The organism is Arthrobacter paludis, from assembly GCF_056782315.1.
In genome coordinates this window covers 14,883-36,473 of the sequence record NZ_JBXAEW010000026.1, presented here as the reverse complement: position 1 = coordinate 36,473, position 21,591 = coordinate 14,883, and the positions used below count along the sequence as shown (strand labels likewise).

The following is a 21,591-nucleotide window of genomic DNA, read 5'->3' as shown; positions in this document are numbered from 1 at the left end:
AACCCACCCCCCCCCCCCAACCCCCCCCCTCTCCCCCGGGCTCTGCTCTTCTCCCCCCCCCCCCCCCCCCCCGCCGCTGTTGGTGTAGAGGCCGCTGCGCCCAGGCCCCTACGCCACGACCTGGCGCTTGGAGCTGATGACCCCGGTGTTGAAGCCGGCCAGGTGCAGGCCGCCGTGGAAGCGGGCGTGCTCGATCTTCACGCAGCGGTCCATGACGACGTTCATGCCGGCAGCCTCGGCGTCGCGGGCCACGTCCTCGTGCCAGGAGCCCAGTTGCAGCCAGAGCGTCTTCGCGCCCACGGTCCGGGCCTCCTCGAGCACGCCCGGCAGGTCGTCGTGCTTGCGGAAGACCTCGACCAGGTCGGGGGTGTCCGGCAGGTCGGCGAGCGACTTGTAGACGGGCTGGCCGAGGATCTCGTCGACCACCGGGTTCACGAAGTACACCTTGTACCGGGTCGAGGAGAGCAGGTACGTCGCGACGAAGTAGGACGCGCGGGAGGGCTTGTTGGACGCCCCCACGATGGCGATCGACTTCGTGTTGCGCAGGATGTTCAGCCGCTCCGGGGCGGAGGGGCCCGTCCAGGTGCGTTCGGCGGTCGCGCTCACTTGGCGGCTCCTGTCTCTGCGGAGATGCTTTCCTCGACGGATTCGACCACGCGGGTGCCCGGCTCCGTGTCCTCGGCCCGGGCGCCCGGGACGGTGCAGGCCTCGCCGTCGTAGGTCGGGGAGGCGAACTCGGTGGTGTCGAAGGCGCGGCCCTCGTGGTCCCGGCTCGGGCCGTGGGCCTCCCCGGCCTGCTGGGAGGCGGCGAGCGCCTGGTCCAGGTCCCAGATGATGTCCTCGACGTCCTCCAGCCCCACGGACAGGCGGATCAGGTCCTCGGGGACGCCCGCCGCGGCCAGCTGCTCGGACGTGAGCTGCTGGTGCGTCGTCGAGCCCGGGTGCAGGACGAGGGTGCGCGCGTCGCCGATGTTGGCCAGGTGGCTGGCCAGCTGCAGCGCCTCGATGAACCGGCCGCCGGCCTCGCGCCCGCCCTTGACGCCGAAGCTGAAGACGGAGCCGACGCCGAGCGGCAGGAGCTCCTGGGCGCGGGCGTGCTGCGGGTGGGACGGCAGGCCCGCGAAGTTCACGTAGGTCACGCGCGGGTCGGCCTCGAGCCACTCGGCCACGCGGCGCGCGTTGGCCAGGTGCGCGTCCATGCGCTGGGGAAGGGTCTCGACGCCCTGCAGCAGCTGGAATGCGGACTGCGCCGGCAGGGACGGGCCGATGTCGCGCAGCTGCTCGGAGCGCAGCTTCGTCAGGAAGCCGTACTCGCCGAAGTTGCCCCACCACGAGACGTTGCCGTAGCTGGCGACCGGCTCGGTCATGGACGGGAACTTCCCGTTGCCCCAGTCGAACGTGCCGGCCTCGACGACGACGCCGCCGAGCGTGGTGCCGTGCCCGCCGAGGAACTTCGTGGCGGAGTGGATCACGATGTCCGCGCCGTGCTCGATCGGGCGCAGCAGGTACGGCGTGGTCAGCGTGGAGTCCACGACCAGCGGCACGCCGTGGGCGTGCGCCACCTCGGCCAGGCCCTTCAGGTCCGCAATGTCGCCGGACGGGTTGGCGACGATCTCCGTGTAGACGGCCTTCGTGTTCTCGCGCATCGCGGCCGCGTAGTCGGCGGCCTCGTTGCTGTCCACGAACGTGGTCTCGATCCCGAAGCGGCGCAGCGTCACGTCCAGCTGGGTGACGGTGCCGCCGTAGAGCTTGGACGAGGCGACGATGTGGTCGCCGGCCTGGGCGAGCGCCGCGAACACGATGAACTCCGCGGACATGCCGGAGGCGGTGGCGACGGCGCCGATGCCGCCCTCGAGCGAGGCCATCCGCTCCTCGAACGCGGCCACGGTCGGGTTGCCGATGCGGGAGTAGATGTTGCCGTACTTCTGCAGGGCGAACAGGTTGGCGGCGTCGTCGGTGTCCTTGAACACGAACGAGGTCGACTGGTAGATCGGCACGGCCCGTGCGCCGTGCTCGGCGTCGGGCGTGCCCCCGGCGTGCAGGGCACGGGTGCGGAATCCGAACTGGTGCTCGGCCATCGTCGGCGGCTCCTTGGGTGGGGGACGGCTGGGCTTCCCGGTCGACGGCGGCCCCGGCGCCGCGGGCGGCGCCATCCGAGCCGGTGAAGGGTCTGGCCCTCTCCATCGTTTCTGGCGTTAGCACCGTCTCCGTTGGAATGCGGATGGTTGCTGCGGCGTCGTGGAGCCAGATCTCTCGGCCGCTCGGGATGGTCCCTCCCATTGTGGCGCGGCCGGTTCGCGCCGACAAAATTGTTGACTCCGGTTGCGCCGCTAGGGTGGGGACCATGGCGACGCGACTGATGCTGGTGCGGCACGGGGAGACCGATTGGAACGCGGCGGGCCGCCTGCAGGGGCAGGTGGACATCCCGCTGAACGAGAAGGGCCGGGCCCAGGCGGCCGCCGTCGGGCGGGAATTGGCCGACGGCGGCGCCGGGTGGGACGTGGTCGTGTCCTCGCCGCTGTCCCGGGCCGCCGAGAGTGCCGACCTGATCGCGGCGGAGCTGGGCGTCGAGGTGTCCGCCCGGCTGGACGGGCTGCTCGAGCGCTCCTTCGGCGCCGTGGAGGGGCACGTCGCCGCCGGACTGCCCGACGACGAGCGCCGCCGGCTGCTCGAGTCGGCCGAGCCGGAGTCCGCCGTGGCCGACCGCGGCGTTGCCGCCCTCGCTGGGCTGGTCACGGAGCACCCGGGGCGGCGGGTCGTCGCCGTCGCGCACGGGTCGCTGATCCGGGTGGTGCTGGACCGCCTGGTCGGCTCCAAGCACCCCCACGTCCACAACGGGCAGGCCCTCGAGGTGGACCCGGCCCTCCTGGTGGGCGAGGCCGACCTGGAGGGCGCGGCCTCGCGCTAGCCTCCCCGGCGGGGCGGCTACGCGCGGGTGGCGGGGTCGCTATCCGCGGCGGTTGCGGCGGCCCACCGCGCGCAACTGGACGATCCGCGCCGCGCCGGCCAGCGCCACGAGGAACCCGCCGGCGACGGCCGCGGCCAGCAGGGCCAGACCGAGCGAGACGGTGCCCTCGAATGCGAAGTAGCGCAGCGGCACCGCCGTCTGGTTCTGGGCGATGAACACGATCAGCAGGACCAGCACGACGAGCGCGACGATCGTGGCCGTCCAGACCATCGCCGTGCGGCTGGCGTGCTCCTTGCTGGGCGGAGGGGCGGCCTGGTCGCCGTAGCCGTCCCGCGGTGTGGGCTCGCGGCGGGCCGCCGCCCCGCCCTGCCCGGTGCCTGAGGCCGGGGCCGTGGGGCCGCCGTCCGCGGGCCCGGTGGCGTCCGCGTTCCCCCGGTCGCCATCCACCGGGTCGTGGCCGTTTTTCCGTGCCGACATGCGTCTCTCCGTTCGCCGGGATCGTTTCGGCCAATGTATCGCCGCCGGCGCCCGCGTCCCAAGGGCACGCGGCGCCGACACCTACCGGGCGGCGTCCCGGGCCTGACAGACCGCCGCGATCTCGGGGATGCATGGCTCGTTCTGCAGGCTGGTCGTGTCCCCGAGCGCGGTGCCCTCGAACAGTTGGGTCAGCAGGCGGCGCATGATCTTCCCGGAGCGGGTCTTCGGCACGTCGGGGACGAAGACGACCTCCCGCGGCCTGGCGATCGGGCCGATCTGCGTGGCCACGTGGGCCCGCAGCTCCGCCTCGACCGCGGCCCGGCGGGCGGAGCCCTCCAGCAGCGACTTGTCGCGCGGGACGACGAACGCCGTCGCCGCGTGCCCGGTCTTCGCGTCCCGCGTCGGGCAGACGCCGGCCTCCACCACTTCGGGGTGGGAGACCAGGGCGGACTCGATCTCGATCGTGGACAGGCGATGCCCGGAGATGTTCAGGACGTCGTCGGTGCGGCCGAGGATCCAAATGTCGCCGTCGGCGTCGAATCGGGCGCCGTCCCCGGCCAGGAACCATCCCTGCGTCGCGTACTTCTCCCAGTAGGACGTGAAGTAACGCTCCGGGTTGCCCCACACGGTGCGGGCCATCGCCGGGCCGGTCCGCGTGAGGACGATGTTGCCCTGGGCGTCCGCCGGGACGCGGGCGCCGGCGTCGTCCACCACGTCCACCGCGAGCCCCGGCAGGGCGCGCGTGCCGCAGCCGGCCTTGAACTCCGGGTCGCCCGGGCGGGGGGAGAGGACCGTCGCGCCGGACTCGGACTGCCACCAGGTGTCCACCATGGGGATCCCGGCGGGGGTGTCGCGGCCGACCTGCGTGCGCAGCCAGTTCCAGGCCTCCGGGTTCACGGCCTCGCCGACGGTCCCCGCCAGGCGGACGGAGGAGAGGTCGTACTGGTCGGGCACCCCGTCCGGGAACCAGCCCATGAGCGACCGGACCAGGGTCGGGGCGGTGTAGTAGCTGGTCACGCCGTAGCGCTCGATGACCTCGAAGTGCCGGCCCGGGTGCGGGGCGTTCGGGACCCCCTCGTAGATGACCTGGGTGACCCCGTTGGAGAGCGGACCGTAGATCTCGTACGTGTGCGCGGTGACCCACGCCAGGTCGGCGGTGCACCAGTGGACGTCGGCGTCGCGGCGGTCCGGGTCCGGGTGGGAGAAGAGGAACTCGTGGCTCCACGACGCCTGCGTCAGATACCCGCCCGTGGTGTGGACCAGGCCCTTGGGCTGGCCGGTGGTCCCGGAGGTGTACATGATGAACAGCGGCGTCTCGGCGTCGAAGGCCTCCGCGGCGTGCGTGCGCGGCTGGGTCTCGACCGTCTCGTGCCACCAGAGGTCCCGGCCCTCGACCCAGTCGACGTCGGTGTGGCCGGTGCGGTTGATGACCAGCACGTGCTCGATCGCGTTCTCGCCGGCCACGGCGGCGTCGGCGTTGGCCTTGACGGGCACGGCCTCGCCGCGGCGGTACTGCCCGTCCGTGGTGACCAGCAGCTTGGCTCCGGTGTCCTCGACGCGGAAGCGCAGCGCCTCGGCCGAAAAGCCGCCGAAGACGAGCGAGTGCACGGCACCAATCCGGGCGCACGCGAGCGTGATGACCACGGTCTCGACGAGTACGGGCAGGTAGACGACGACCCGGTCGCCCTTCCCGATGCCCAGCTCCGTGAGCGCGTTCGCGGCCTGGCAGACCCGCTCGGTGAGCTCGCGGTACGTGACCGCCTCGCGGTCGCCGGGCTCGCCCTCGAAGTACAGGGCGACCTTGTCCCCGCGCCCGGCCGCCACGTGGCGGTCCGCGCAGTTCACGGCGGCGTTGAGGCGCCCGCCCTCGAACCAGCGCAGGTCCGGGCCGCGTCGGCGGGCCACGTCGGCGGGGGTCGCCGAGTGGACCGCGTGCCAGGGCTCGGCCCACTCGAGCCGGCGCGCCGCGGCGTCCCAGAACTCGAGCCGCTCCTCCTCGGTCCAGGCGTGTTCGGCGGCCTCGGCCGCGGTGCGTGCGGCGGCGATCCCGGCGTCGGCGGTGGCGGTCACGGGCAAGGGTGTCATGCGTCTCTCCATCGGTCCTGGCGGTAGCACCGTCGCGCCGCGCGGGGCGGCCTGTGCGGTTGCTGCGGCGTCAGGGAGCCAGGTCTCTCGGCCGCTCGGGATGGTTGCCCTTCCACTAAAGACGCCCGGGACCCGGCCGTGCAAACCGGGTGGAGTATGACGCAACATCTACCCCTGCGCGACCACCGTGGCCTGGACCTCGCCGGCGGCGCCGTCCTGGGTGACGACGAGCGTGGCGACGGCGGGGGGCACCGCTCCGGCCGCTCCGGCCGCGCCGGGTCCGCCGTGGGGCCGGCGGAGCGCCGGGGTCCGGCGTCCGGCCGCGAGGGCCGTGGCCAGCGCCAGGCCGCCGGCCACGGCCAGCAGGGCCGCCGTCGCCGGATCCGTCCGGTACGCCCCACCGAGCTGCAGGAACCCGGGGACCGCGCACGTGCCGACGCCGCAGAAGAGCGCGAACCAGCCGGTGGGGGCCCGCAGCCCGTCCAGGCCGCGCCCGTCCAGGAGGAAGAAGAGGAACCAGAGCGCGGACCAGAGCCACCACGCGACGGCGGAGGGCGCGTCGCGCTGGACCGCCAGTGCGATGCCGCCGAACGCGACGGCGGCCACCGCCACGTAGAGGCAGAACCAGCCGAAGCCCTCGCGGGGGAGCCCGAAGACGGTCAGGGCCGCGACCCAGAGGTACGTGAAGCCGAAGAAGTAGAGCCCGGAGGCCGCCAGGACGGCGTCGGGGTCCGAGCCGGCCTGGGCGAGCAGGATGGTGGGGAAGACGACCTGCATCGCCCCGACCAGGAGGTTGAGGACCGCCGCGGCGCGCGCGGGAACGACCCCGAGCAGGACGAGGCCGTTGAGGCACAGGACGGCGCCGACGTAAAGCAACCCGACGGTGGACATGCGGACTCCCGGAGAAGGATGCGGTGCGGGGGCCTCTCGGCGCCCGCGCCGTCCCCCACGGGGATCATAAGGCACCGGAGTGTGCGCCGCGTCACTGCGCGAGGGTGGTCGTGCGCAATATTTCGCCACATGCGCCATGACTTCCGTCGCATCGAACGAATTGGTTGCGGTAGGCCATGAGGGGCGCGGATTCTTCGATCGCCCGCGGACGGGGCGCGTCCACGACCGGTCCCGGGGCCCCGGTTCGCCGAACGCCGCCGGAGCCGGGCACCGCGGGCGATTGGCGCGGGCGAGCCGGCGTGTGGCCCAATGGAAACCGTAGCCATCCAGAGCGGCCGAGAGACCTGGCTCCATGACGCCGCAGCAACCCCTCCACCGTGGGGAAGGTGCTCACGCCAGGACCGATGGAGTGATCCGATGGAAGCGTTCGATGCGGCCCACCTTGCGGCCGTCCCGCTGGACGAGGCGTTCGCGCCGCCGCGGCCCCTGGTCAAGCTGACCCCGGGCGTCCCGGCCGACGGGCACTACGAGGAGCTGGCGGCCGTGTTCCGCCCCGTCTTCGACCGCATCGCCGCGGGCGCATCCGAGCGCGACGCCGCCCGCACGCTGCCCTTCGAGCAGGTGGGCTGGCTCAACACCGTCCGGTTCGGCGCCCTGCGCGTGCCCGCCGAGCACGGCGGATACGGGGCAACGCTGGTCGACTCGTTCCGGCTGCTCATCGAACTGGCCCAGGCGGACTCGCAGGTGGCCCACCTGCTGCGCTCCCACATCGGTTTCGTCGAGGCCCTGCACCTGAGCGGGGACGGGCAGCTGCGCGCCAAGTGGTTCGACCGGCTCGCCTCCGGCCACCTCGTCGGCAACGCCTACACGGAGCGCGGCGGCAACGGGCTCGGCAGCCTGAACACCCGGCTCGCCGAGCGCGACGGCCGCTGGCGGGTCACGGGCCAGAAGTACTACTGCACCGGCACCATCTTCTCCGACTGGGTCGCCGTCGCCGCGGCCCACCCCGAGGCGCCGGGCCGCCACATCGCCCTCGTCAACACCGGCCACTCCGGCGTGCGGATCCTCGACGACTGGGACGGGTTCGGCCAGCAGCTCACCGGCACGGGCTCCACGTCGTTCGAGGACGTCCCGGTCGACACGCTCCTGTCCCCGGACCAGCTCGCCCCGCACCCCGAGGCCGCGGTCTTCCAGGTGGTCCTGCTCGCCGTCCAGGCCGGCATCTGCCGCGCCGCGCTCGCCGACGCCCGCAACGCCGTCCAGGCCCGGACCCGCGCGTTCAGCACCGGGACGGGCGTCCCGGCCCGGCGCGAGCCGCAGGTGCTCCAACTCGTCGGCGAGCTCTCCGCGACCGCGTTCGCCGTCGACTCGATCGTGGTCTCCGCGGCGGCCGAGATCGAGTCCGCGCTCGCCGCGGCGGACCTCAGCGTCGCCGAGCGGCACGCGGTGTGCGCGCTCGCCGCCGACCGCGCCCAGACCGCAGTCCAGCCTCTCGTCCTGGCGGCCGCGTCCAAGCTCTTCGACGGGCTCGGCGCGTCCTCGACCGCCCGGTCCTGCAACCTCGACCGGCACTGGCGCAACGCCCGGACCATCGCCACCCACAACCCGGCCCTCTACAAGGCCCGGATCGTCGGGGACTACGAGGTCAACGGCACCGAGCCGGCCGTCCTGAACTCCGTGGGCGACGTGCCCGCGGCCGTCCCGTAGCGGCCCGGCCCGCCGCCGAACCGGCGCGCGGGCCCCGCCGTCGTCCACCCGTCCCCACGCATCCCCACCGACCACCCGCGGCCGAGCCGCCCGTCACCGAAGGAAACCCGCGATGACCCAGCCCCAGTCCCGCCGCCACGTCCGCCTCAACGCGTTCGACATGAACTGCGTCGTCCACCAGTCCCCGGGCCTGTGGCGCCACCCGCAGGACCAGGCCGAGCGCTACAACGACCTCGGCTACTGGACCCACCTGGCCCAGGTGCTCGAGAAGGGCAAGTTCGACAGCCTGTTCATCGCCGACGTGCTCGGCACCTACGACGTGTACGGGTCCACGAACGAGATCCCGCTCTCCGCCGGCGCGCAGGTCCCCGTCAACGACCCCATCCTGCTCGTCTCCGCCATGGCCGCCGTGACCGAGAACCTGGGCTTCGGCATCACCGCCGGCACCGCCTACGAGCACCCGTACCCGTTCGCCCGGCGCATGGCCACGCTCGACCACCTCACCAAGGGCCGCGTCGGCTGGAACGTCGTGACCGGCTACCTGCCCTCCGCCGCGCGCAACATGGGCCAGGAGGACCAGCTCGAGCACGACGAGCGCTACAACCACGCGGACGAGTACCTCGAGGTCGTCTACAAGCTCCTCGAGGGCTCCTGGGAGGAGGACGCCGTGGTCCGCGACCGCGAGTCCGGCGTCTTCACGGACCCGTCGAAGGTCCACGAGATCCGCCACGAGGGCAAGTACTTCAAGGTCCCCGGCATCGCCATCACCGAGCCCAGCCCGCAGCGCACCCCGGTCGTGTTCCAGGCCGGCGCCTCCCCGCGCGGCATGCGCTTCGCCGCCGAGAACGCCGAGGCCGTGTTCGTGAACTCGCCGACCAAGGAGATCCTGCGGGACACGGTCGCGAAGATCCGCGACGCCGCCGAGGCCGCCGGCCGGGACCGCTACGACATCCGCATCTACGCCATGCAGACCGTCATCACCGGCGCCACCACCGAGGAGGCGAAGGCCAAGTACGAGGACTACGCGTCCTACACGGACATCAACGGCGCCCTCGCCCTGCTCTCCGGCTGGACCGGCATCGACATGTCCCAGTTCGACCTCGACGGCGTCATCGGCCAGGACGTGAAATCCAACGCCATCCAGTCCTCCGTCGAGAACTTCAAGAAGGCCTCCGGCGACGTCGACAAGCCGTGGACCATCCGCCAGATGGCGCAGTGGATCGGCGTCGGCGGCTTCGGCCCCGTGTCCATCGGCTCCGGCCCCGAGGTCGCCGAGAAGCTCATCGAGTGGGTGGACGACACCGACGTCGACGGCTTCAACCTGGCCTACGCCATCACGCCCGGCTCGTTCGAGGACGTCGTCGAGTTCGTCGTGCCCGAGCTGCAGGCCCGCGGCGCCTACCCGCAGGACTACGCGCCGGGCACGCTGCGCAACAAGCTCTTCGGAGCCGGCGACCGCGTCAAGGACTCCCACCGCGCGGCCAAGTACCGCATCGGCTCGCAGAGCCTGGTCGGCTAGCGACCGGCCCAGCCGCCGGGCAGAGCCCGCGCCGCGGCGCCGTCCCCACCCGGGGGCGGCGCCGCCGTCGTTAACGCGGCCCTCCGCCCGCGACGGCGGCGGAGGATGACGCCCCGTGCCCCAGCGCTGCTGGTGCTCGGCCCGCCCGGTCCGCCGCCGACGCCGCCCATCGCTGGGGCCGGGGAGGGGCCGCCGCGGACCGCTGTTAGCTTGATCACGCCCCGCCGCCGGCCGTCCCGGAGGAGCGGGCGCAGCACCGTCCCGCGACCCGTGGAGGAACCATGGCACCTGCCCGCCCGCAACCGGAGGCCCCGGCCCCCACGCCCGAGGAGGTGGACGCGGCCGCCAACGGCGGCCTGCGCCGCTCCATGGAGTCCCGCCACCTGGTGATGATCGGCCTCGGGGGCGTCATCGGGTCCGGGCTCTTCGTCTCCTCCGGGTACACGATCGGCCAGGCCGGCCCGCTCGGCTCGATCATCGCCTACCTGGCGGGCGCCGTCGTCGTCTACCTCGTGATGTCCTGCCTGTGCGAGCTCGCCGTCCGCTACCCGGTCTCCGGCGCGTTCCACATCTACGCGGCCCGCACCATGGGCCCGGCCACGGGCTTCGCCACGGCCTGGCTGTACTGGCTGACCTGGGCCGTGGCCCTGGCCTCCGAGTTCACGGCCTCCGGGCTGCTCATGCAGCGATGGTTCCCGGACGTGCCGGTCTGGATCTGGTGTCTGGCGTTCGCGTCCGCGCTGTTCGCCATGAACGCGGTCTCCGCGAAGGTCTTCGGCGAGACGGAGTTCTGGTTCGCGCTGATCAAGGTCGCCGCCGTCGTCGGCCTGATCATCCTGGGCGGCGCCGCGCTGCTCGGCTTCCACCCCATGGCTGCCGGCGGGTTCCCCGGCCCGCTCGAGAACTTTTCCACCGACCAGGGCCTGTTCCCGAACGGCGCCACGGGCGTGCTCGTGACCGTGCTGGCCGTGTTCTTCGCGTTCTCCGGCTCGGAGCTCATCGGCGTCGCGGCGGGGGAGACCGCCGACCCCGAGCGCGCCATCCCGAAGGCCATGCGCACCACGGTGCTGCGGCTAGTCATCTTCTTCGTGGGCGCGATCGCCGTGATCGCCGCCGTCGTCCCCTACGAGGAGGCCACCCTGGGCGAGAGCCCGTTCGTGACCGTCTTCGAGGCCATCGGCATCCCGTTCGCGGCGGACGCCATGAACTTCGTGGTCATCACGGCGCTGCTCTCCGCGGGCAACAGCGGCCTCTACTCGTGCGCGCGGATGCTGCACTCGCTGTCCGCCGAGGGGCACGCGCCGGCCGCGCTGGGCCGGGTCACCCGCCGCGGCATCCCGCTGAACGCGCTGCTGGTGAGCATCGGGGCCGCCATGGCGTGTCTCGTGTCCAGCGTCGTCGCCCCGGAGACCGTCTACCTCGTGCTCGTCTCGGTGGCCGGATTCGCGACCGTGGCGGTGTGGATGTCGATCGCCGCCGCGCACTTCTTCCACCGCCGCCAGTTCCTCCGCGCCGGGGGCGACCCCGCCACGCTCGCCTACCGCTCCCCGGCCTACCCGTGGGTGCCGATCCTCGCGTTCGCGTTCTGCCTCGTCTCCGTCATCGGCATCGCGTTCGACCCCGCCCAGGTCGCCGCCCTGTACTTCGGGATCCCGTTCACGCTCGGCTGCTACGTGTTCTTCCGCCTCCGCTACGGCCGCCGCGCCCGGGGGACGACGGCGGCGCCGGCCGGGGAGCCCGCCGCCGAACGGGCGCCCGTGGCCTGACCGGGGACCGCGGCCCGGGCGCAGTATCGCGCGCCCGGACCGCGGCGTCAACGGCGCCGCGTCATGTGACGGCGCGGGGCGTCACCAAGGCGTCACGAACGCGTCATCTTCGGCGGCTGAGCCCGATTGCGTCGAAACGTTGCGTCCGGGGGCCCCGCGGCTGGGCCAGGTCGAAGATCCCGCGCCACACTGGAGGGACCCGCCACGGCGGGCACAACACCATCCAGAGCGGCCGAGAGACCTGGCTCGACGACGCCGCAGCAACCACCCCGCGCCCTGCGCGCCGGGGACGGTGCTACCGCCAGGACCGATGGAGACGCCCCACCCCCAGCGCGTCCCGCCGCGGTCCGCGCCGCCGGCGGTGCGCGGGCTGGGCCGGCTCTCCCCGGGCAACCGAGGAGGAAACCATGAGCACCACCGCCCCCGCGCCGGCGCATTCCCGGCGCACCACCACCCGGGTCGCCGTCGCCAGCTTCATCGGCACGACGATCGAGGGCTACGACTTCGTCCTGTACGGGCTGGCCGCCGCCACCGTCTTCGGGCCGCTGTTCTTCGCGCCGGCCGACCCGCTCGTCGGCACCATCGCCGCGTTCGCGACCTACGCGGTCGGCTTCGTCGCCCGCCCGGTCGGCGGACTGCTCGGCGGGCACTTCGGCGACCGGATCGGGCGCAAGGCCGTGCTCGTCGGGTCCCTGCTGCTGACCGGCCTCGCGACGACCGCGATCGGGCTGCTGCCCACCTACGCCGTCGCCGGCGCGCTCGCCCCGCTGCTGCTCCTGCTCCTGCGCGTGCTGCAGGGCATCGGCTACGGCGCGGAATGGGCGGGGGCGGCCCTGATGACGGTCGAGCACGCCGCCCCGGGCCGCCGCGGCCTCACCAGCAGCGCCACGCAGATCGGCCCGAGCTCCGGCATGCTGCTGGCCACCGGCGTGCTGCTGCTGCTCGAGTCCTCGCTGTCCGAGGCCGCGTACCTGTCCTGGGGCTGGCGGATCCCGTTCGTGGCGAGCCTGGTCCTCGTCGCCGTCGGCCTCGTCATCCGGCTCAAGGTCGAGGACAGCGCCGAGTTCCGCCGCGTCGTCACGGAGGAGCGCGTCGCCCCGCGGCCCGTCCTCGAGAGCCTGAAGACGCACCCGCGCCAGATCGCCCTGACCACGGCGCTGCGCATCGCCCAGAACGCCTACTACTACGTCTATACGGTCTTCATCCTCACCTACCTCGCGCAGGGCGGGATCTCCCGGGAGACCGGCCTGACGGCGGTCCTCGTGGCCTCCGCGCTGGGCCTGGTGACCGTCCCGCTGTGGGGCTGGGCCTCCGACCGCTTCGGCCGCCGCCGCACCTACCTGTTCGGCGCGGTGTTCAGCGCGGCGCTCGTCTTCCCGGCCTTCCCCCTGCTGGACACCGGCAACACGCTGCTGATCCTGCTCACCGTCGTGCTCGGCATGAACATCGGCCACGACGCCATGTACGGCCCGCAGGCCGCGTTCTTCTCCGAGCTGTTCTCCACCCGCGTCCGGTTCAGCGGCGTCTCGATCGGCTACCAGCTCGGCTCGGTCCTGGGCGGCGGCCTGGCCCCGCTCGTCGCGACCGCGCTGCTCGCGGCCGGCGGCGGCGACCCCATCTGGGTGGTCGCGTACATCGTCGGCGTCGGGCTCATCACGGTGGTCGCCACCCTGCTGGCGCCGGAAACCCGCCACCGCGACCTCGCCTCGCGCTGGGGCGCGGACGACGGCGGCGCCGCCGTCGGCCCCGACAACGAGGCGGAGCAGGCCCCGGCCCCCCGGGAGGCCGCCGCCGCGCACGGCGGGCCCGGCCGCGCCGACCGCGAGCCCGCCGCCCGCTAGCCACCGCCACGAGGAGCCGCCACCATGACCGAGACCGCCACCACCACGACCGCCTCCGGCGAGGCCCGCTACGCCGAGCTCGCCGGGCGCTTCCGCCCGCTGTTCACCCGCATCGCCGCCGGCACCGCCGCACGCGAACAGGACCACGTCCTGCCGTTCGAGCAGGTCCGCTGGCTGCAGGAGGCCGGGTTCACGGCCCTGCGCGTGCCGGCCGCCGCGGGGGGCGAGGACATTACCCGCGAGCACCTGTTCCGGCTGCTCGTCGAGCTCGCCGAGGCCGACTCGAACGTGTCCCACCTGCTGCGCAGCCACTTCGCGTTCGTCGAGACGATCGCCGACCAGGACGCGGCGTTCCGGGACCGCTGGTACCCGCGCGTGCTCGCCGGGGACATCTTCGGCAACGCCGCCACCGAGCGCGGCGGCAACGCCCTGGGCACCACGAACACGCGGCTGCGCCGCCGCGGGGCGCGCTGGCTGCTCAACGGCACGAAGTACTACACGACCGGTTCGATCTTCGCGGACTGGGTCGTCGTGATGGCCTCGACCGACGGGGTGGAGGGGCGCCAGTACGCGCTCGTGCGCCGCGAGGCGCCCGGCGTGACCATCCACGACGACTGGGACGGGTTCGGCCAGCCGCTCACCGGGACCGGGACGGCGGAGTTCGCGGACGTGGAGGTCGACGCGGCGGACATCCTCCAGCGCAAGGTCGCGACGACCCTCGAGCCCGCGTTCTTCCAGCTGTGCCTGCTGGCGGTCCTGGCCGGGATCGGCCGCGCCGCCCTGCGCGACGCCTCCGGCCTCGTGGCCGCGCGCACCCGCACGTTCAACACCGGCTCGGGCCTCTTCCGCGAGGACCCGATCATCCAGGAGCACGTCGGCCTGATCGCGGCCAAGGTCTACGCGGCCGAGGCCCTCGTCGCGGCGGCGGCCCGCGACCTCGACGCCGCGTTCGACCCGGAGCTCGGCCTGTCCCCGGAGGAGGCCTACCTCCGGGCGGAACTCGCGTCCCAGAAGGCGCACGTGGCCCTGCCGCCGCTCGTGCTCGAGGCCACGGCCGCCCTGTTCGACGTCGCCGGCGCCTCCGCCACCAGCCGCGGCAAGGCGCTGGACCGGCACTGGCGCAACGCCCGCACCGTCGCCACGCACAACCCCGCCGTGTTCAAGGCCCGCGCCGTGGGGGACTGGCACGTCAACGGGACGGTCCCGACCGGGCTGAATGCCATCGGCGAGGCCACGGGCGCGGGCACGGCTGCCGGGGCGGCCGGGACCGGCGCGGCCGGAACGGTTGCGGCGGCCCCGCCGTCGTCCCCCGGGGAGGCGGGCTAGGTGGCGCCCGCGCGCCCGCGCCTGCTGCTGAGCGCGTTCCTGATGAACACGCCCGGCCACATCCTGGGCGGGCAGTGGCGCCACCCCGACGCGCAGCAGCACCGCTACAACGAGCTCGCCCTCTGGACCGACCTGGCGCGGAGGCTGGAGGGCGCGGCCTTCGATGCGATGTTCTTCGCCGACGTGGCCGGCCTGTACGGGGACCACGAGGGCGGGTGGGCGTCGCTGGCCCGGAAGGGGCTCCAGGTGCCGTCGAACGACCCGCTGGTGCTCGTCTCCGCACTGGCCGGGGCCACCGAGCGCATCGGGCTGGCGCTGACCAGTTCCACGGTGCAGGCCGAGCCCTTCCAGTTCGCGCGGCAGATGTCCACGCTGGACCACCTCAGTGGCGGGCGCGTCGCGTGGAACATCGTCACGAGCGTCCTGGCGAACACGTACCGGAACTTCGGGCACGACACCCTGCCCGAGCACGACTCCCGCTACGACGCCGCGGAGGAGTACCTCGAAGTCGCCTACAAGCTGTGGGAGGGGTCGTGGGACGACGACGCCCTGCGCGCCGACAAGGCCGCTGGGCTGTTCTCCGACCCGGCCGGCGTCGCGAAGATCCACCACCGCGGGCCGCGCTACCGGGTCGAGGGTCCGCATCTCGCGGCGCCGAGCCCGCAGCGCACGCCGCTGCTGTTCCAGGCCGGGTCCTCGCCCCGCGGCCGGGCGTTTGCCGCGCGGCACGCCGAGGCGACGTTCCTGTTCGCGCCGCATACCGACTACGTGCGGAAGCAGGTGGCCCAGCTGCGGACGCTCGAGGCGGGGGCAGGCCGGGCACCCGGGGACGTGAAGGTGTTCGCCGGGCTGTCGTTCGTCGTCGGCAGCACGGAGGCCGAGGTGCGCCGGCGGGAGGCCGAGTTCGACGAGTACCTGGACCCGCATGCGGTGATCGCCCACATTGGCGGCGGGCTCGGGGTGGACCTCGGCGGTCTGGACCTGGACACGCCCCTCGGGGAGATCCAGACGCAGGGCGCGCGCGGCATCCTGGAGGCCGCGATCGCCTCGGTGCCCGGTGGCAGGCCGACCTTGCGGGATCTGGCCCACTACCGGGCCAAGGGCCAGCAGATCGCCGGGACGCCCGAGCGGATCGCGGACGAGCTCGAGCGCTGGCAGGACGCCGGAGTCGACGGGATCAACATCATCAACCAGATCCTGCCCGGCTCCTACGACGACGTCATCGAGGGCCTGCTGCCGGAGCTGCGCCGCCGCGGACTCGCCCAGTCCGGCTACGGCGGGGGCACGCTGCGCGAGCGGTTCTTCGGCCGGGGCCCGCGCCTCGAGCCCACGCACCCGGCCGCCGCGTACCGGGGGGCGTTCCGCGCGTACTCGGCCGCGGCGGCGGAGCGGGCGGGCGCGCCCACCGGGTAGGGCCCTCGCGCCAGGAAAAATCGCGCCGGGAAAATCCTGGAGCGTAGTGGTTGTTATAAGGGCCCCATAGCAACCACTACGCTCCAACATTCGGGGATTCCAACCACTTCGCTCCAAGATTCCGCGGTACCAACCATGTCGCTCCGAGATCCTGCCCGCGTCGTCGGGGTGGCGCCCGTGCTGCGCGTGCGGGAACGGGTGCGGCCCGGGCGGCGGCCTGACGGTGCCCGCCGATGCCCGCCGCCCCACGGGGGAGGAGAGCCAGCGACGGCCTGGCACGCGTTCAACGACCGGACGATGCCGTGAGACCGGCGCCAGGGGCTGACGCGTCGTGACCCCGGGGGTAGCGTGAGACGCATGGAGCCGCGCGAACCCGAACGCCCCACCGGCCCGCTGCCCGGGACCCCGCACCTTCCGGACCCGGCCCTGCCGTCCGGTCCGGGCGAGCTCCCGCCGGAGCCCGTGGTCCCGGACGTCCCTGGGGTCGGCGGAGTGGAGCCGGAGCTGGCGCCGCCGGAGCTCGCGGATCCGGTCCTGGCCGAGCCGGACGTGGCGGAGCCGGAGCTCGAACGGCTGCACGTCAACGACCCCGACACCATCCGCCGCCTCATGACCACACCCGGCCGCTGGGCGGTCGTCGGGCTGACCAACAACCCGCACCGCGCGGCCGTGGGCGTCTCGCGGTTCGTGCGGGACGAGCTCGGCATGGAGATCGTGCCGGTGAACCTCACCGGGGAGTCCGTCCACGGGGAGCGCGGCTACCGTCGGCTGGCCGACATCCCCGGGCAGATCGACGTCGTCGACTGCTTCGTGAACTCCCAGAAGGTGGGCGCGATCGTTGACCAGGCCATCGAGGCCGGGGCCAAGGCGGTGTGGCTGCAGCTCGGGGTCGTCGACCAGGCCGCCGCCGCCCGGGCCGCGGACGCCGGCCTCGCCGTCGTCATGGACACGTGCCCCAAGATCGAGGCGCACCACCTCCCCTGACGCGGCCCGACTCCGACCGCGGGAACCGGTGACAGCCGGCCAGCCCGGCGCCGTCGCGGAGCCGGCCCGGGCGGCTACTCCATCGAGTCGTAGCGCGCCCGGAAGAACAGGTACACGGCGTAGAGGATCAGCCCGGCGGCCAGGGCGGTCAGGGCGGCCGGGCCGAACGGCTGGTCGCGGACGGAGCGGAGGGCGCCGTCGATCCCCGTGGCCTCCTCCGGGTCGTGCTGGGCCGTGGCGACGATGAACAACAACCCGACGGCGGCCAGCACGAGCCCCTTGGCCACATAGCCGGCCGTGCCGGTGACGACGATGGCGCGCCGCAGCGCGGGCTCCCCCGGCGGCCGGAGGTCGCGCCGGAAGCGCCGGGTGGCCCCCTTGTAGACGAAGTACCCGCCGACGCCGATGATCGCGGCGCCGCCCGCGATGAGGAGCACGACCCCGGCCGGGTTGGACATCAGTTGCGCGCTCGCGCTGCTCGTTTGCCCGGAGCTGTCCTGGCCGCCGCCCGTGGCATAGCGCAGGAACGCCGCGCCGACGACTGCGAAGACCACGGCCTGGGCGGCGTCCTTGACGCGGCGGCCCGCCGGGTGGTGGCGGTCGAACGCCGCGTTGGACAGGTGCCACAGGGCCAGCAGCCAGCAGCCGGCGGTGCCCACCCACAGCAGGGCCTCCCCGAACGGCTGCCGGGCCACGGCCTCGAGCGCGCCGCCCTGGTCCGCGCTCGTGCTCCGGCCGAACGCCAGGGCCATCGCCAGCGCCCCGATCGCCAGGTGCAGGACCCCGTTGGCCGCGTAGCCGAGGCGGGCCGCGCGCTCGAACCAGGGGTTGTCGGCGGCGTCCTCGGCGGCATTGACCAGCCCGTTGCGCTCCATGCCCCCAGCATAGGCGCGGCGGGAGAGGCTCAGTCCATCTTGTCGTAGCGCGAGCGCAGCAGCAGGAACAGCGCGCTGACCGCCATCCCGGCGCCCAGGGCGACGAGCGCCGGGACCCCGAACGGCTGCTCGTGCAGCCCGTCGAGCGCGCCGGCGACGCCGCGGGAGTCCTCGGGCGTGTGGCGGAGCGTGGTGATCGCGAACAGCAGCCCGACGACGGCGACGAGCGCCCCCTTCGCCGTGTACCCGACGACCCCCGTCGCCCGCAGCAGCAGTTTGATTCCCCGCCGGGACGGGTCGCGCAGCGGCGTCTCGAACCGCAGGGCGACCCCCATGACGACGAACGCGATCCCGGCCGAGAGCAGGGCGGCGGCGACCGCCAGCAGCAGGACCACGCCGGCCGGGTGCTCCATCAGCCGGGCCGTGATCGTTGCGGTGCGCTCCTCCGGCCGTCCCGCCGGCCCGACCGCGTACCGGCCGGCGGCGAGCCCGATGGCGAGGAAGCCGAGCCCGGTGCACGCGTCCTTGAAGCGGTGGAACGGGGAGTGGGCGGTGCGGAACGCGGCCTGGACGGCGTTCCAGGTGCCCAGGGCCAGGCACGCCAGGAAGGCGATCCAGAGCAGCACGTGCCCCCACGGGTCGGCCGCGAGCGTGGAGAGCGCCCCGCCCCGGGACTCGTCCCGGCCCCCGAACGCGACCTGGAGGCAGATCAGCGCGAGCGCCAGGTGCAGGACCGCGTCGGCGACGTAGCCCGCCCGCGCCACGCGGCGGAACCACGTGCTCCGCGAGGCCTCCTCGGCGGCCTCGCGCGCGCCGTTCGGGGTCTCCATCGCCCCAGCATAGGCGCGCCGCTATGCTTCCGTGCGTGGACTACGAAGCCGTGCGCAGCCGGTGCCTCCAGCTCCCCGGGGCGTTCGAGGACTTCCCGTTCGGGCCGGGGAACGCGGTGTTCAAGGTGCGGGGGCGCCCCGCGGGCGCGGCGCGCATGTTCGCGCTGCTGTGGGAGGACGACGGCGGCGCGCGGATCAACCTGAAGTGCGAGCCGGTCCTGTCCGAGCAGCTCCGCACCGCCCACGCCTGGATCGGGCCGGGCTACCACATGGACAAGCGGCACTGGGTGACCGTGGACTGCGCGGCCGTCCCCGACGCCCGGACGCTGGCCGACCTCGTCGAGGACTCCTGGGACCTCGTGGTCGAGCACCTGCCCGCCGCCGACCGGGACGCGCTGGGCTGGCGCAGGCTGGCCGGTGGATAGGCTGGGGGCATGATCTTCATCGTCGTGAAATTCCAGACCAGGCCCGAGTACACCGACCGCTTCCTGGAGCTCGTGCGCCCGTTCACGGAGGCGACCCGCGCCGAGGAGGGCAACCTCTGGTTCGAGTGGTCGCGCAGCGTCGAGGACCCGCACGAGTTCGTCCTGGTCGAGGCGTTCCGCGACGACGCCGGCGCCGCCCACGTCAACAGCGACCACTTCGCGGCCGGCCTCGAGGCCATGCGCCCGGCGCTCGCCGCCACGCCCCGCATCGTCAGCCGCCAGATCGAGGGCGAGGGCTGGGAGGAGATGGGCGAGCTGAAGGTCGGCTAGCCCGCCGGCGCCCCTACGGGTTGGCGGCCCAGGTCGCGGTCAGGCTGGCGTACCCGGCGACCATCTCGCAGGTTCCGTCGATCCCGTAGCCGGGCGGGCGCCCGTCCAGCTCGGCGCCCATCTCCTTGAGGGTGCACCGGTACAGGCCGGCGTCGCCGCTGACGGTGACCTGCGAGCCGGAGACGCTCAGGTACTCCTGGGCGAGCCGGACCTTGTTGTACAGGGCCGTGGCGGAGTCGCAGTCCAGGTTGATGGTCTCGAGGTTGAACGTCGGGCCCTCGCACGTGGCCGTCCCGGTGGCCGCCTCGGGGTCGTAGCGCAGGGACCGGATCATCTCGACGACGTCGACGTACTCCTGCGAGAACATGTACCGCCGGGCGACCTCGAGGGCCTGCTCTTGCTGCGGCGGGCCGTCGATCGAGACGTCCAGCTCCAGGAGCCCCTGGAACAGGAGGGGCCCGGCCAGCTTCGGGTAGCCGATGTAGCCGGCGCCGACGGGGATCTCGCCGCCGGGCGCCTGCCGCTCCTCGATCTTTTGGCCCGACGTCAGCCCGTACACGACGCGCGTCTCCGAGTTCGGGTAGAGGGTCACGTCGTAGGCGACGACGGGCTCGGCGCCCTCGGCGAACGTCGGCACGTCCGGGGCGGGGACGGAGTCCAGCTTCACGTATTCGGCGCCGGGCATGGCCTGGATGGTGGAGCTGCCCGGGTGCTGCTGGAGGGTGGCCAGCACGCGGCCGTCCTCCGCGACCACCCGGTAGCCGGGGATGCCGATGCTGGAGGACCCGCGCTCGGCCGGCACGGTCTCGACCGTCCAGTCCTTGCGGACCTTGAACGTCATGTCGCCGGTCGTCGTCTTCGCGGTCTTCCACTGCGACGCGGGCGACGGCGCGGGCTTCTCCGTCGGCATGGCCGCGGCCGTCGTCTGTGCCTCGTCCGGGGGGAAGGCCTTCGGGAAGACCTCCTGCAGGCTCATGCAGCCGGCCAGGAGCACGGCCAGGGCCAGGGAGCCGGCGAGGAAGGCCCCGGTGCGGGGCCGCAGGCCCCGGGTCGCCTCGTCGTCCGGGGTCGTCGCCGTCGTGTTCGTGTCGTTGCCCATTCTTGCCACCGCCCCCTGTCGCGCATCGTCCAGCCACTCTCCAGCCTAGGGGGCCGGGACGCCGCCCAAGGCACGGAAAGGCCGTCGAGACCGGATCGCAACCTAGACTTTCGCCATGGACCCGCTTCACCCGCTCCGGACCCGCCTGCGGGTGCTGTTCTCCGGCCAGGGCGCGGGCGTCCCGGCGTGGGAGGACGCGCTCGAGGAGGGGGACGACGCCGGGTTCTTCGCCCCCGGCTCCGCCGTCTGGCACGTCCACGGCGGCATGACGCCGATTGCCGCCGGGATCCGCGCGCTCCTGGTGCAGGCCCTGCATCCGGGGGCCCTCGCCGGCGTCGCCGAGTACTCCGACTACCGGGCCCAGCCGCTGGCCCGGCTGCGCGGCACGATCCGCTGGATCTTCACGGTCACGTACGGCTCCACGGCCGCGGCGCGGGACGCGTGTGCCCACGTGCGGCGCCTCCACGGGCCGGTCGCCGGGACGTACACGGACGGGCGCGGGGAGCGGCGCGCCTACTCGGCGAACGACCCCGGCCTCTCCGAGTGGGTCCACCTCGCGTTCACGGACGCCTTCCTGCGCGCCTACGAGGACTTCCGCGGGCCCGTCCCGGCCGCCGCCGGGGGCGCGGACTCCTACGTGCGCCAGTGGGCGGTGGCCGGCGAGCTGATGGGCGTGGCCGACCCGCCGCGCTCCGAGGCCGCGCTGCGGGCGCGGATGCGGGAGTACGACGACGGCGGCCGGCTCGCCGGGGGCCCGCGCGTCGCCGAAGTCGTCTCCTTCCTGCGCCGCCCGCCGCTGGACCCGCTGCTGCTGCCGGGCTACCGCCTGCTGTTCGCCGCCGTCGTCGACACGCTGCCCGAGCGGTACCGCCGCCTGCTGGGCCTGCGCGGCACCCCGGTGCCGTGGCTGACCCGGCTCGCGGGTCGGCTGGTGCTCGGGGTCGCCGGCACGCTGCTGGTCAAGGTCGGACCCAGCGAGCTCGCGGCCCGCCGGCGGCTGGCCCGGCTCGGCGTGCCCGCCTGAGCCCGCGCCCGGGACGCGGGGCCCGCGCCGGGGCGCGCCGGCCGGACGCCGCGCGCGCCGGGGGGACGCCGCGCGCCACGCCTTGCCCGCG

19 protein-coding genes and 3 riboswitches are annotated in these 21,591 nt (G+C 73.7%); of the genes, 11 read left to right on the top strand and 8 right to left on the bottom strand.

The genetic code is table 11. From position 1 onward, the window contains the following. Positions 1 to 108: 108 nt before the first annotated feature. Positions 109 to 606, bottom strand: a complete 498-nt coding sequence (locus AC1Q5D_RS17195; protein WP_481739678.1) for a CoA-binding protein — start codon at positions 604 to 606, stop codon at positions 109 to 111. After that, positions 603 to 2,078: an O-acetylhomoserine aminocarboxypropyltransferase/cysteine synthase family protein gene (locus tag AC1Q5D_RS17190; RefSeq protein ID WP_481739677.1), complete on the bottom strand. Its 1,476-nt coding sequence runs from the start codon at positions 2,076 to 2,078 to the stop codon at positions 603 to 605. The genes AC1Q5D_RS17195 and AC1Q5D_RS17190 overlap by 4 nt, the downstream gene beginning before the upstream one ends. Before the next feature lie 99 nt (positions 2,079 to 2,177). After that, positions 2,178 to 2,273: riboswitch (SAM riboswitch) on the bottom strand. A gap of 71 nt (positions 2,274 to 2,344) precedes the next feature. Here AC1Q5D_RS17190 and AC1Q5D_RS17185 point away from each other — a divergent pair. Next, on the top strand, positions 2,345 to 2,908 hold the full coding sequence (locus AC1Q5D_RS17185; protein ID WP_481739676.1) for a histidine phosphatase family protein: 564 nt from the start codon (positions 2,345 to 2,347) through the stop codon (positions 2,906 to 2,908). A 39-nt stretch (positions 2,909 to 2,947) separates the two neighbouring features. Here the strand turns inward: AC1Q5D_RS17185 and AC1Q5D_RS17180 are convergent, their stop codons facing one another. From AC1Q5D_RS17180 to AC1Q5D_RS17170, 3 genes are all read right to left on the bottom strand, one after another. Next, a complete protein-coding gene (locus AC1Q5D_RS17180; protein WP_481739675.1) occupies positions 2,948 to 3,385 on the bottom strand; it encodes a lipopolysaccharide assembly protein LapA domain-containing protein in 438 nt (145 codons plus the stop codon). Positions 3,386 to 3,466: 81 nt separating this feature from the next. Further along, the gene (acs, locus tag AC1Q5D_RS17175; RefSeq protein ID WP_481739674.1) at positions 3,467 to 5,470 is read right to left on the bottom strand and encodes an acetate--CoA ligase; all 2,004 of its coding nucleotides are present in this window, start codon (positions 5,468 to 5,470) and stop codon (positions 3,467 to 3,469) included. A 168-nt stretch (positions 5,471 to 5,638) separates the two neighbouring features. After that, positions 5,639 to 6,361, bottom strand: coding sequence for an AmiS/UreI family transporter (locus AC1Q5D_RS17170; RefSeq protein ID WP_481739673.1), 723 nt, complete (start codon positions 6,359 to 6,361; stop codon positions 5,639 to 5,641). A 319-nt stretch (positions 6,362 to 6,680) separates the two neighbouring features. Continuing rightward, positions 6,681 to 6,785, top strand: a riboswitch (SAM riboswitch). Between AC1Q5D_RS17170 and AC1Q5D_RS17165 the strand changes: the two genes are divergently transcribed. The 7 genes from AC1Q5D_RS17165 to AC1Q5D_RS17135 all read left to right on the top strand — a co-directional run bounded on the left by AC1Q5D_RS17165 (position 6,779) and on the right by AC1Q5D_RS17135 (position 16,917). Then, positions 6,779 to 8,068, top strand: coding sequence for an acyl-CoA dehydrogenase family protein (locus tag AC1Q5D_RS17165; RefSeq protein ID WP_481739672.1), 1,290 nt, complete (start codon positions 6,779 to 6,781; stop codon positions 8,066 to 8,068). (Overlaps the previous riboswitch by 7 nt.) Positions 8,069 to 8,180: 112 nt before the next feature. Beyond that, positions 8,181 to 9,587 carry an LLM class flavin-dependent oxidoreductase gene (locus AC1Q5D_RS17160; protein ID WP_481739671.1) on the top strand — a complete coding sequence of 469 codons (1,407 nt, stop codon included), beginning with the start codon at positions 8,181 to 8,183 and terminating at the stop codon, positions 9,585 to 9,587. A gap of 281 nt (positions 9,588 to 9,868) precedes the next feature. Then, on the top strand, positions 9,869 to 11,353 hold the full coding sequence (locus tag AC1Q5D_RS17155) for an amino acid permease (RefSeq protein WP_481739670.1): 1,485 nt from the start codon (positions 9,869 to 9,871) through the stop codon (positions 11,351 to 11,353). 216 nt (positions 11,354 to 11,569) lie between these two features. Next, a riboswitch (SAM riboswitch) is annotated at positions 11,570 to 11,670 on the top strand. A gap of 90 nt (positions 11,671 to 11,760) precedes the next feature. Further along, on the top strand, positions 11,761 to 13,194 hold the full coding sequence (locus AC1Q5D_RS17150; RefSeq protein WP_481739669.1) for an MFS transporter: 1,434 nt from the start codon (positions 11,761 to 11,763) through the stop codon (positions 13,192 to 13,194). A gap of 24 nt (positions 13,195 to 13,218) precedes the next feature. Beyond that, on the top strand, positions 13,219 to 14,520 hold the full coding sequence (locus AC1Q5D_RS17145; protein ID WP_481739668.1) for an acyl-CoA dehydrogenase family protein: 1,302 nt from the start codon (positions 13,219 to 13,221) through the stop codon (positions 14,518 to 14,520). Continuing rightward, entirely contained in the window at positions 14,521 to 15,933 is a 1,413-nt protein-coding gene (locus AC1Q5D_RS17140) for an NtaA/DmoA family FMN-dependent monooxygenase (protein ID WP_481739667.1), read from the top strand. A 609-nt stretch (positions 15,934 to 16,542) separates the two neighbouring features. After that, on the top strand, positions 16,543 to 16,917 hold the full coding sequence (locus AC1Q5D_RS17135) for a CoA-binding protein (RefSeq protein ID WP_481739688.1): 375 nt from the start codon (positions 16,543 to 16,545) through the stop codon (positions 16,915 to 16,917). Between the two features lie 74 nt (positions 16,918 to 16,991). Here the strand turns inward: AC1Q5D_RS17135 and AC1Q5D_RS17130 are convergent, their stop codons facing one another. Beyond that, positions 16,992 to 17,792: a DUF1206 domain-containing protein gene (locus AC1Q5D_RS17130; RefSeq protein ID WP_481739666.1), complete on the bottom strand. Its 801-nt coding sequence runs from the start codon at positions 17,790 to 17,792 to the stop codon at positions 16,992 to 16,994. A 29-nt stretch (positions 17,793 to 17,821) separates the two neighbouring features. Continuing rightward, the gene (locus tag AC1Q5D_RS17125; protein WP_481739665.1) at positions 17,822 to 18,622 is read right to left on the bottom strand and encodes a DUF1206 domain-containing protein; all 801 of its coding nucleotides are present in this window, start codon (positions 18,620 to 18,622) and stop codon (positions 17,822 to 17,824) included. A 35-nt stretch (positions 18,623 to 18,657) separates the two neighbouring features. On the opposite strand from AC1Q5D_RS17125, the gene AC1Q5D_RS17120 reads away from it, so the two are divergent. Beyond that, positions 18,658 to 19,047 (top strand): MmcQ/YjbR family DNA-binding protein, encoded by a 390-nt coding sequence (locus AC1Q5D_RS17120; protein ID WP_481739664.1) that lies wholly within the window; start codon positions 18,658 to 18,660, stop codon positions 19,045 to 19,047. Between the two features lie 9 nt (positions 19,048 to 19,056). After that, complete coding sequence (locus tag AC1Q5D_RS17115) at positions 19,057 to 19,377, top strand: putative quinol monooxygenase (protein WP_481739663.1); 321 nt, start codon at positions 19,057 to 19,059, stop codon at positions 19,375 to 19,377. Positions 19,378 to 19,390: 13 nt separating this feature from the next. Here the strand turns inward: AC1Q5D_RS17115 and AC1Q5D_RS17110 are convergent, their stop codons facing one another. Beyond that, a complete protein-coding gene (locus AC1Q5D_RS17110) occupies positions 19,391 to 20,476 on the bottom strand; it encodes a hypothetical protein (protein WP_481739662.1) in 1,086 nt (361 codons plus the stop codon). Between the two features lie 115 nt (positions 20,477 to 20,591). Here AC1Q5D_RS17110 and AC1Q5D_RS17105 point away from each other — a divergent pair, with 115 nt between their 5' ends. Further along, the gene (locus tag AC1Q5D_RS17105) at positions 20,592 to 21,500 is read left to right on the top strand and encodes an oxygenase MpaB family protein (protein WP_481739661.1); all 909 of its coding nucleotides are present in this window, start codon (positions 20,592 to 20,594) and stop codon (positions 21,498 to 21,500) included. Positions 21,501 to 21,591: the final 91 nt, after the last annotated feature.

Coding starts and splice junctions, on each gene's coding strand:
- AC1Q5D_RS17150 (WP_481739669.1), top strand. CDS start 11,761: ATGAGCACCACCGCCCCCGCGCCGGCGCATTCCCGGCGCACCACCACC.
- AC1Q5D_RS17145 (WP_481739668.1), top strand. CDS start 13,219: ATGACCGAGACCGCCACCACCACGACCGCCTCCGGCGAGGCCCGCTAC.
- AC1Q5D_RS17190 (WP_481739677.1), bottom strand. CDS start 2,078: ATGGCCGAGCACCAGTTCGGATTCCGCACCCGTGCCCTGCACGCCGGG.
- AC1Q5D_RS17125 (WP_481739665.1), bottom strand. CDS start 18,622: ATGGAGACCCCGAACGGCGCGCGCGAGGCCGCCGAGGAGGCCTCGCGG.
- AC1Q5D_RS17180 (WP_481739675.1), bottom strand. CDS start 3,385: ATGTCGGCACGGAAAAACGGCCACGACCCGGTGGATGGCGACCGGGGG.
- AC1Q5D_RS17160 (WP_481739671.1), top strand. CDS start 8,181: ATGACCCAGCCCCAGTCCCGCCGCCACGTCCGCCTCAACGCGTTCGAC.
- AC1Q5D_RS17115 (WP_481739663.1), top strand. CDS start 19,057: ATGATCTTCATCGTCGTGAAATTCCAGACCAGGCCCGAGTACACCGAC.
- AC1Q5D_RS17155 (WP_481739670.1), top strand. CDS start 9,869: ATGGCACCTGCCCGCCCGCAACCGGAGGCCCCGGCCCCCACGCCCGAG.
- AC1Q5D_RS17165 (WP_481739672.1), top strand. CDS start 6,779: ATGGAAGCGTTCGATGCGGCCCACCTTGCGGCCGTCCCGCTGGACGAG.
- AC1Q5D_RS17135 (WP_481739688.1), top strand. CDS start 16,543: ATGACCACACCCGGCCGCTGGGCGGTCGTCGGGCTGACCAACAACCCG.
- AC1Q5D_RS17105 (WP_481739661.1), top strand. CDS start 20,592: ATGGACCCGCTTCACCCGCTCCGGACCCGCCTGCGGGTGCTGTTCTCC.
- AC1Q5D_RS17185 (WP_481739676.1), top strand. CDS start 2,345: ATGGCGACGCGACTGATGCTGGTGCGGCACGGGGAGACCGATTGGAAC.
- AC1Q5D_RS17130 (WP_481739666.1), bottom strand. CDS start 17,792: ATGGAGCGCAACGGGCTGGTCAATGCCGCCGAGGACGCCGCCGACAAC.
- acs (WP_481739674.1), bottom strand. CDS start 5,470: ATGACACCCTTGCCCGTGACCGCCACCGCCGACGCCGGGATCGCCGCC.
- AC1Q5D_RS17170 (WP_481739673.1), bottom strand. CDS start 6,361: ATGTCCACCGTCGGGTTGCTTTACGTCGGCGCCGTCCTGTGCCTCAAC.
- AC1Q5D_RS17110 (WP_481739662.1), bottom strand. CDS start 20,476: ATGGGCAACGACACGAACACGACGGCGACGACCCCGGACGACGAGGCG.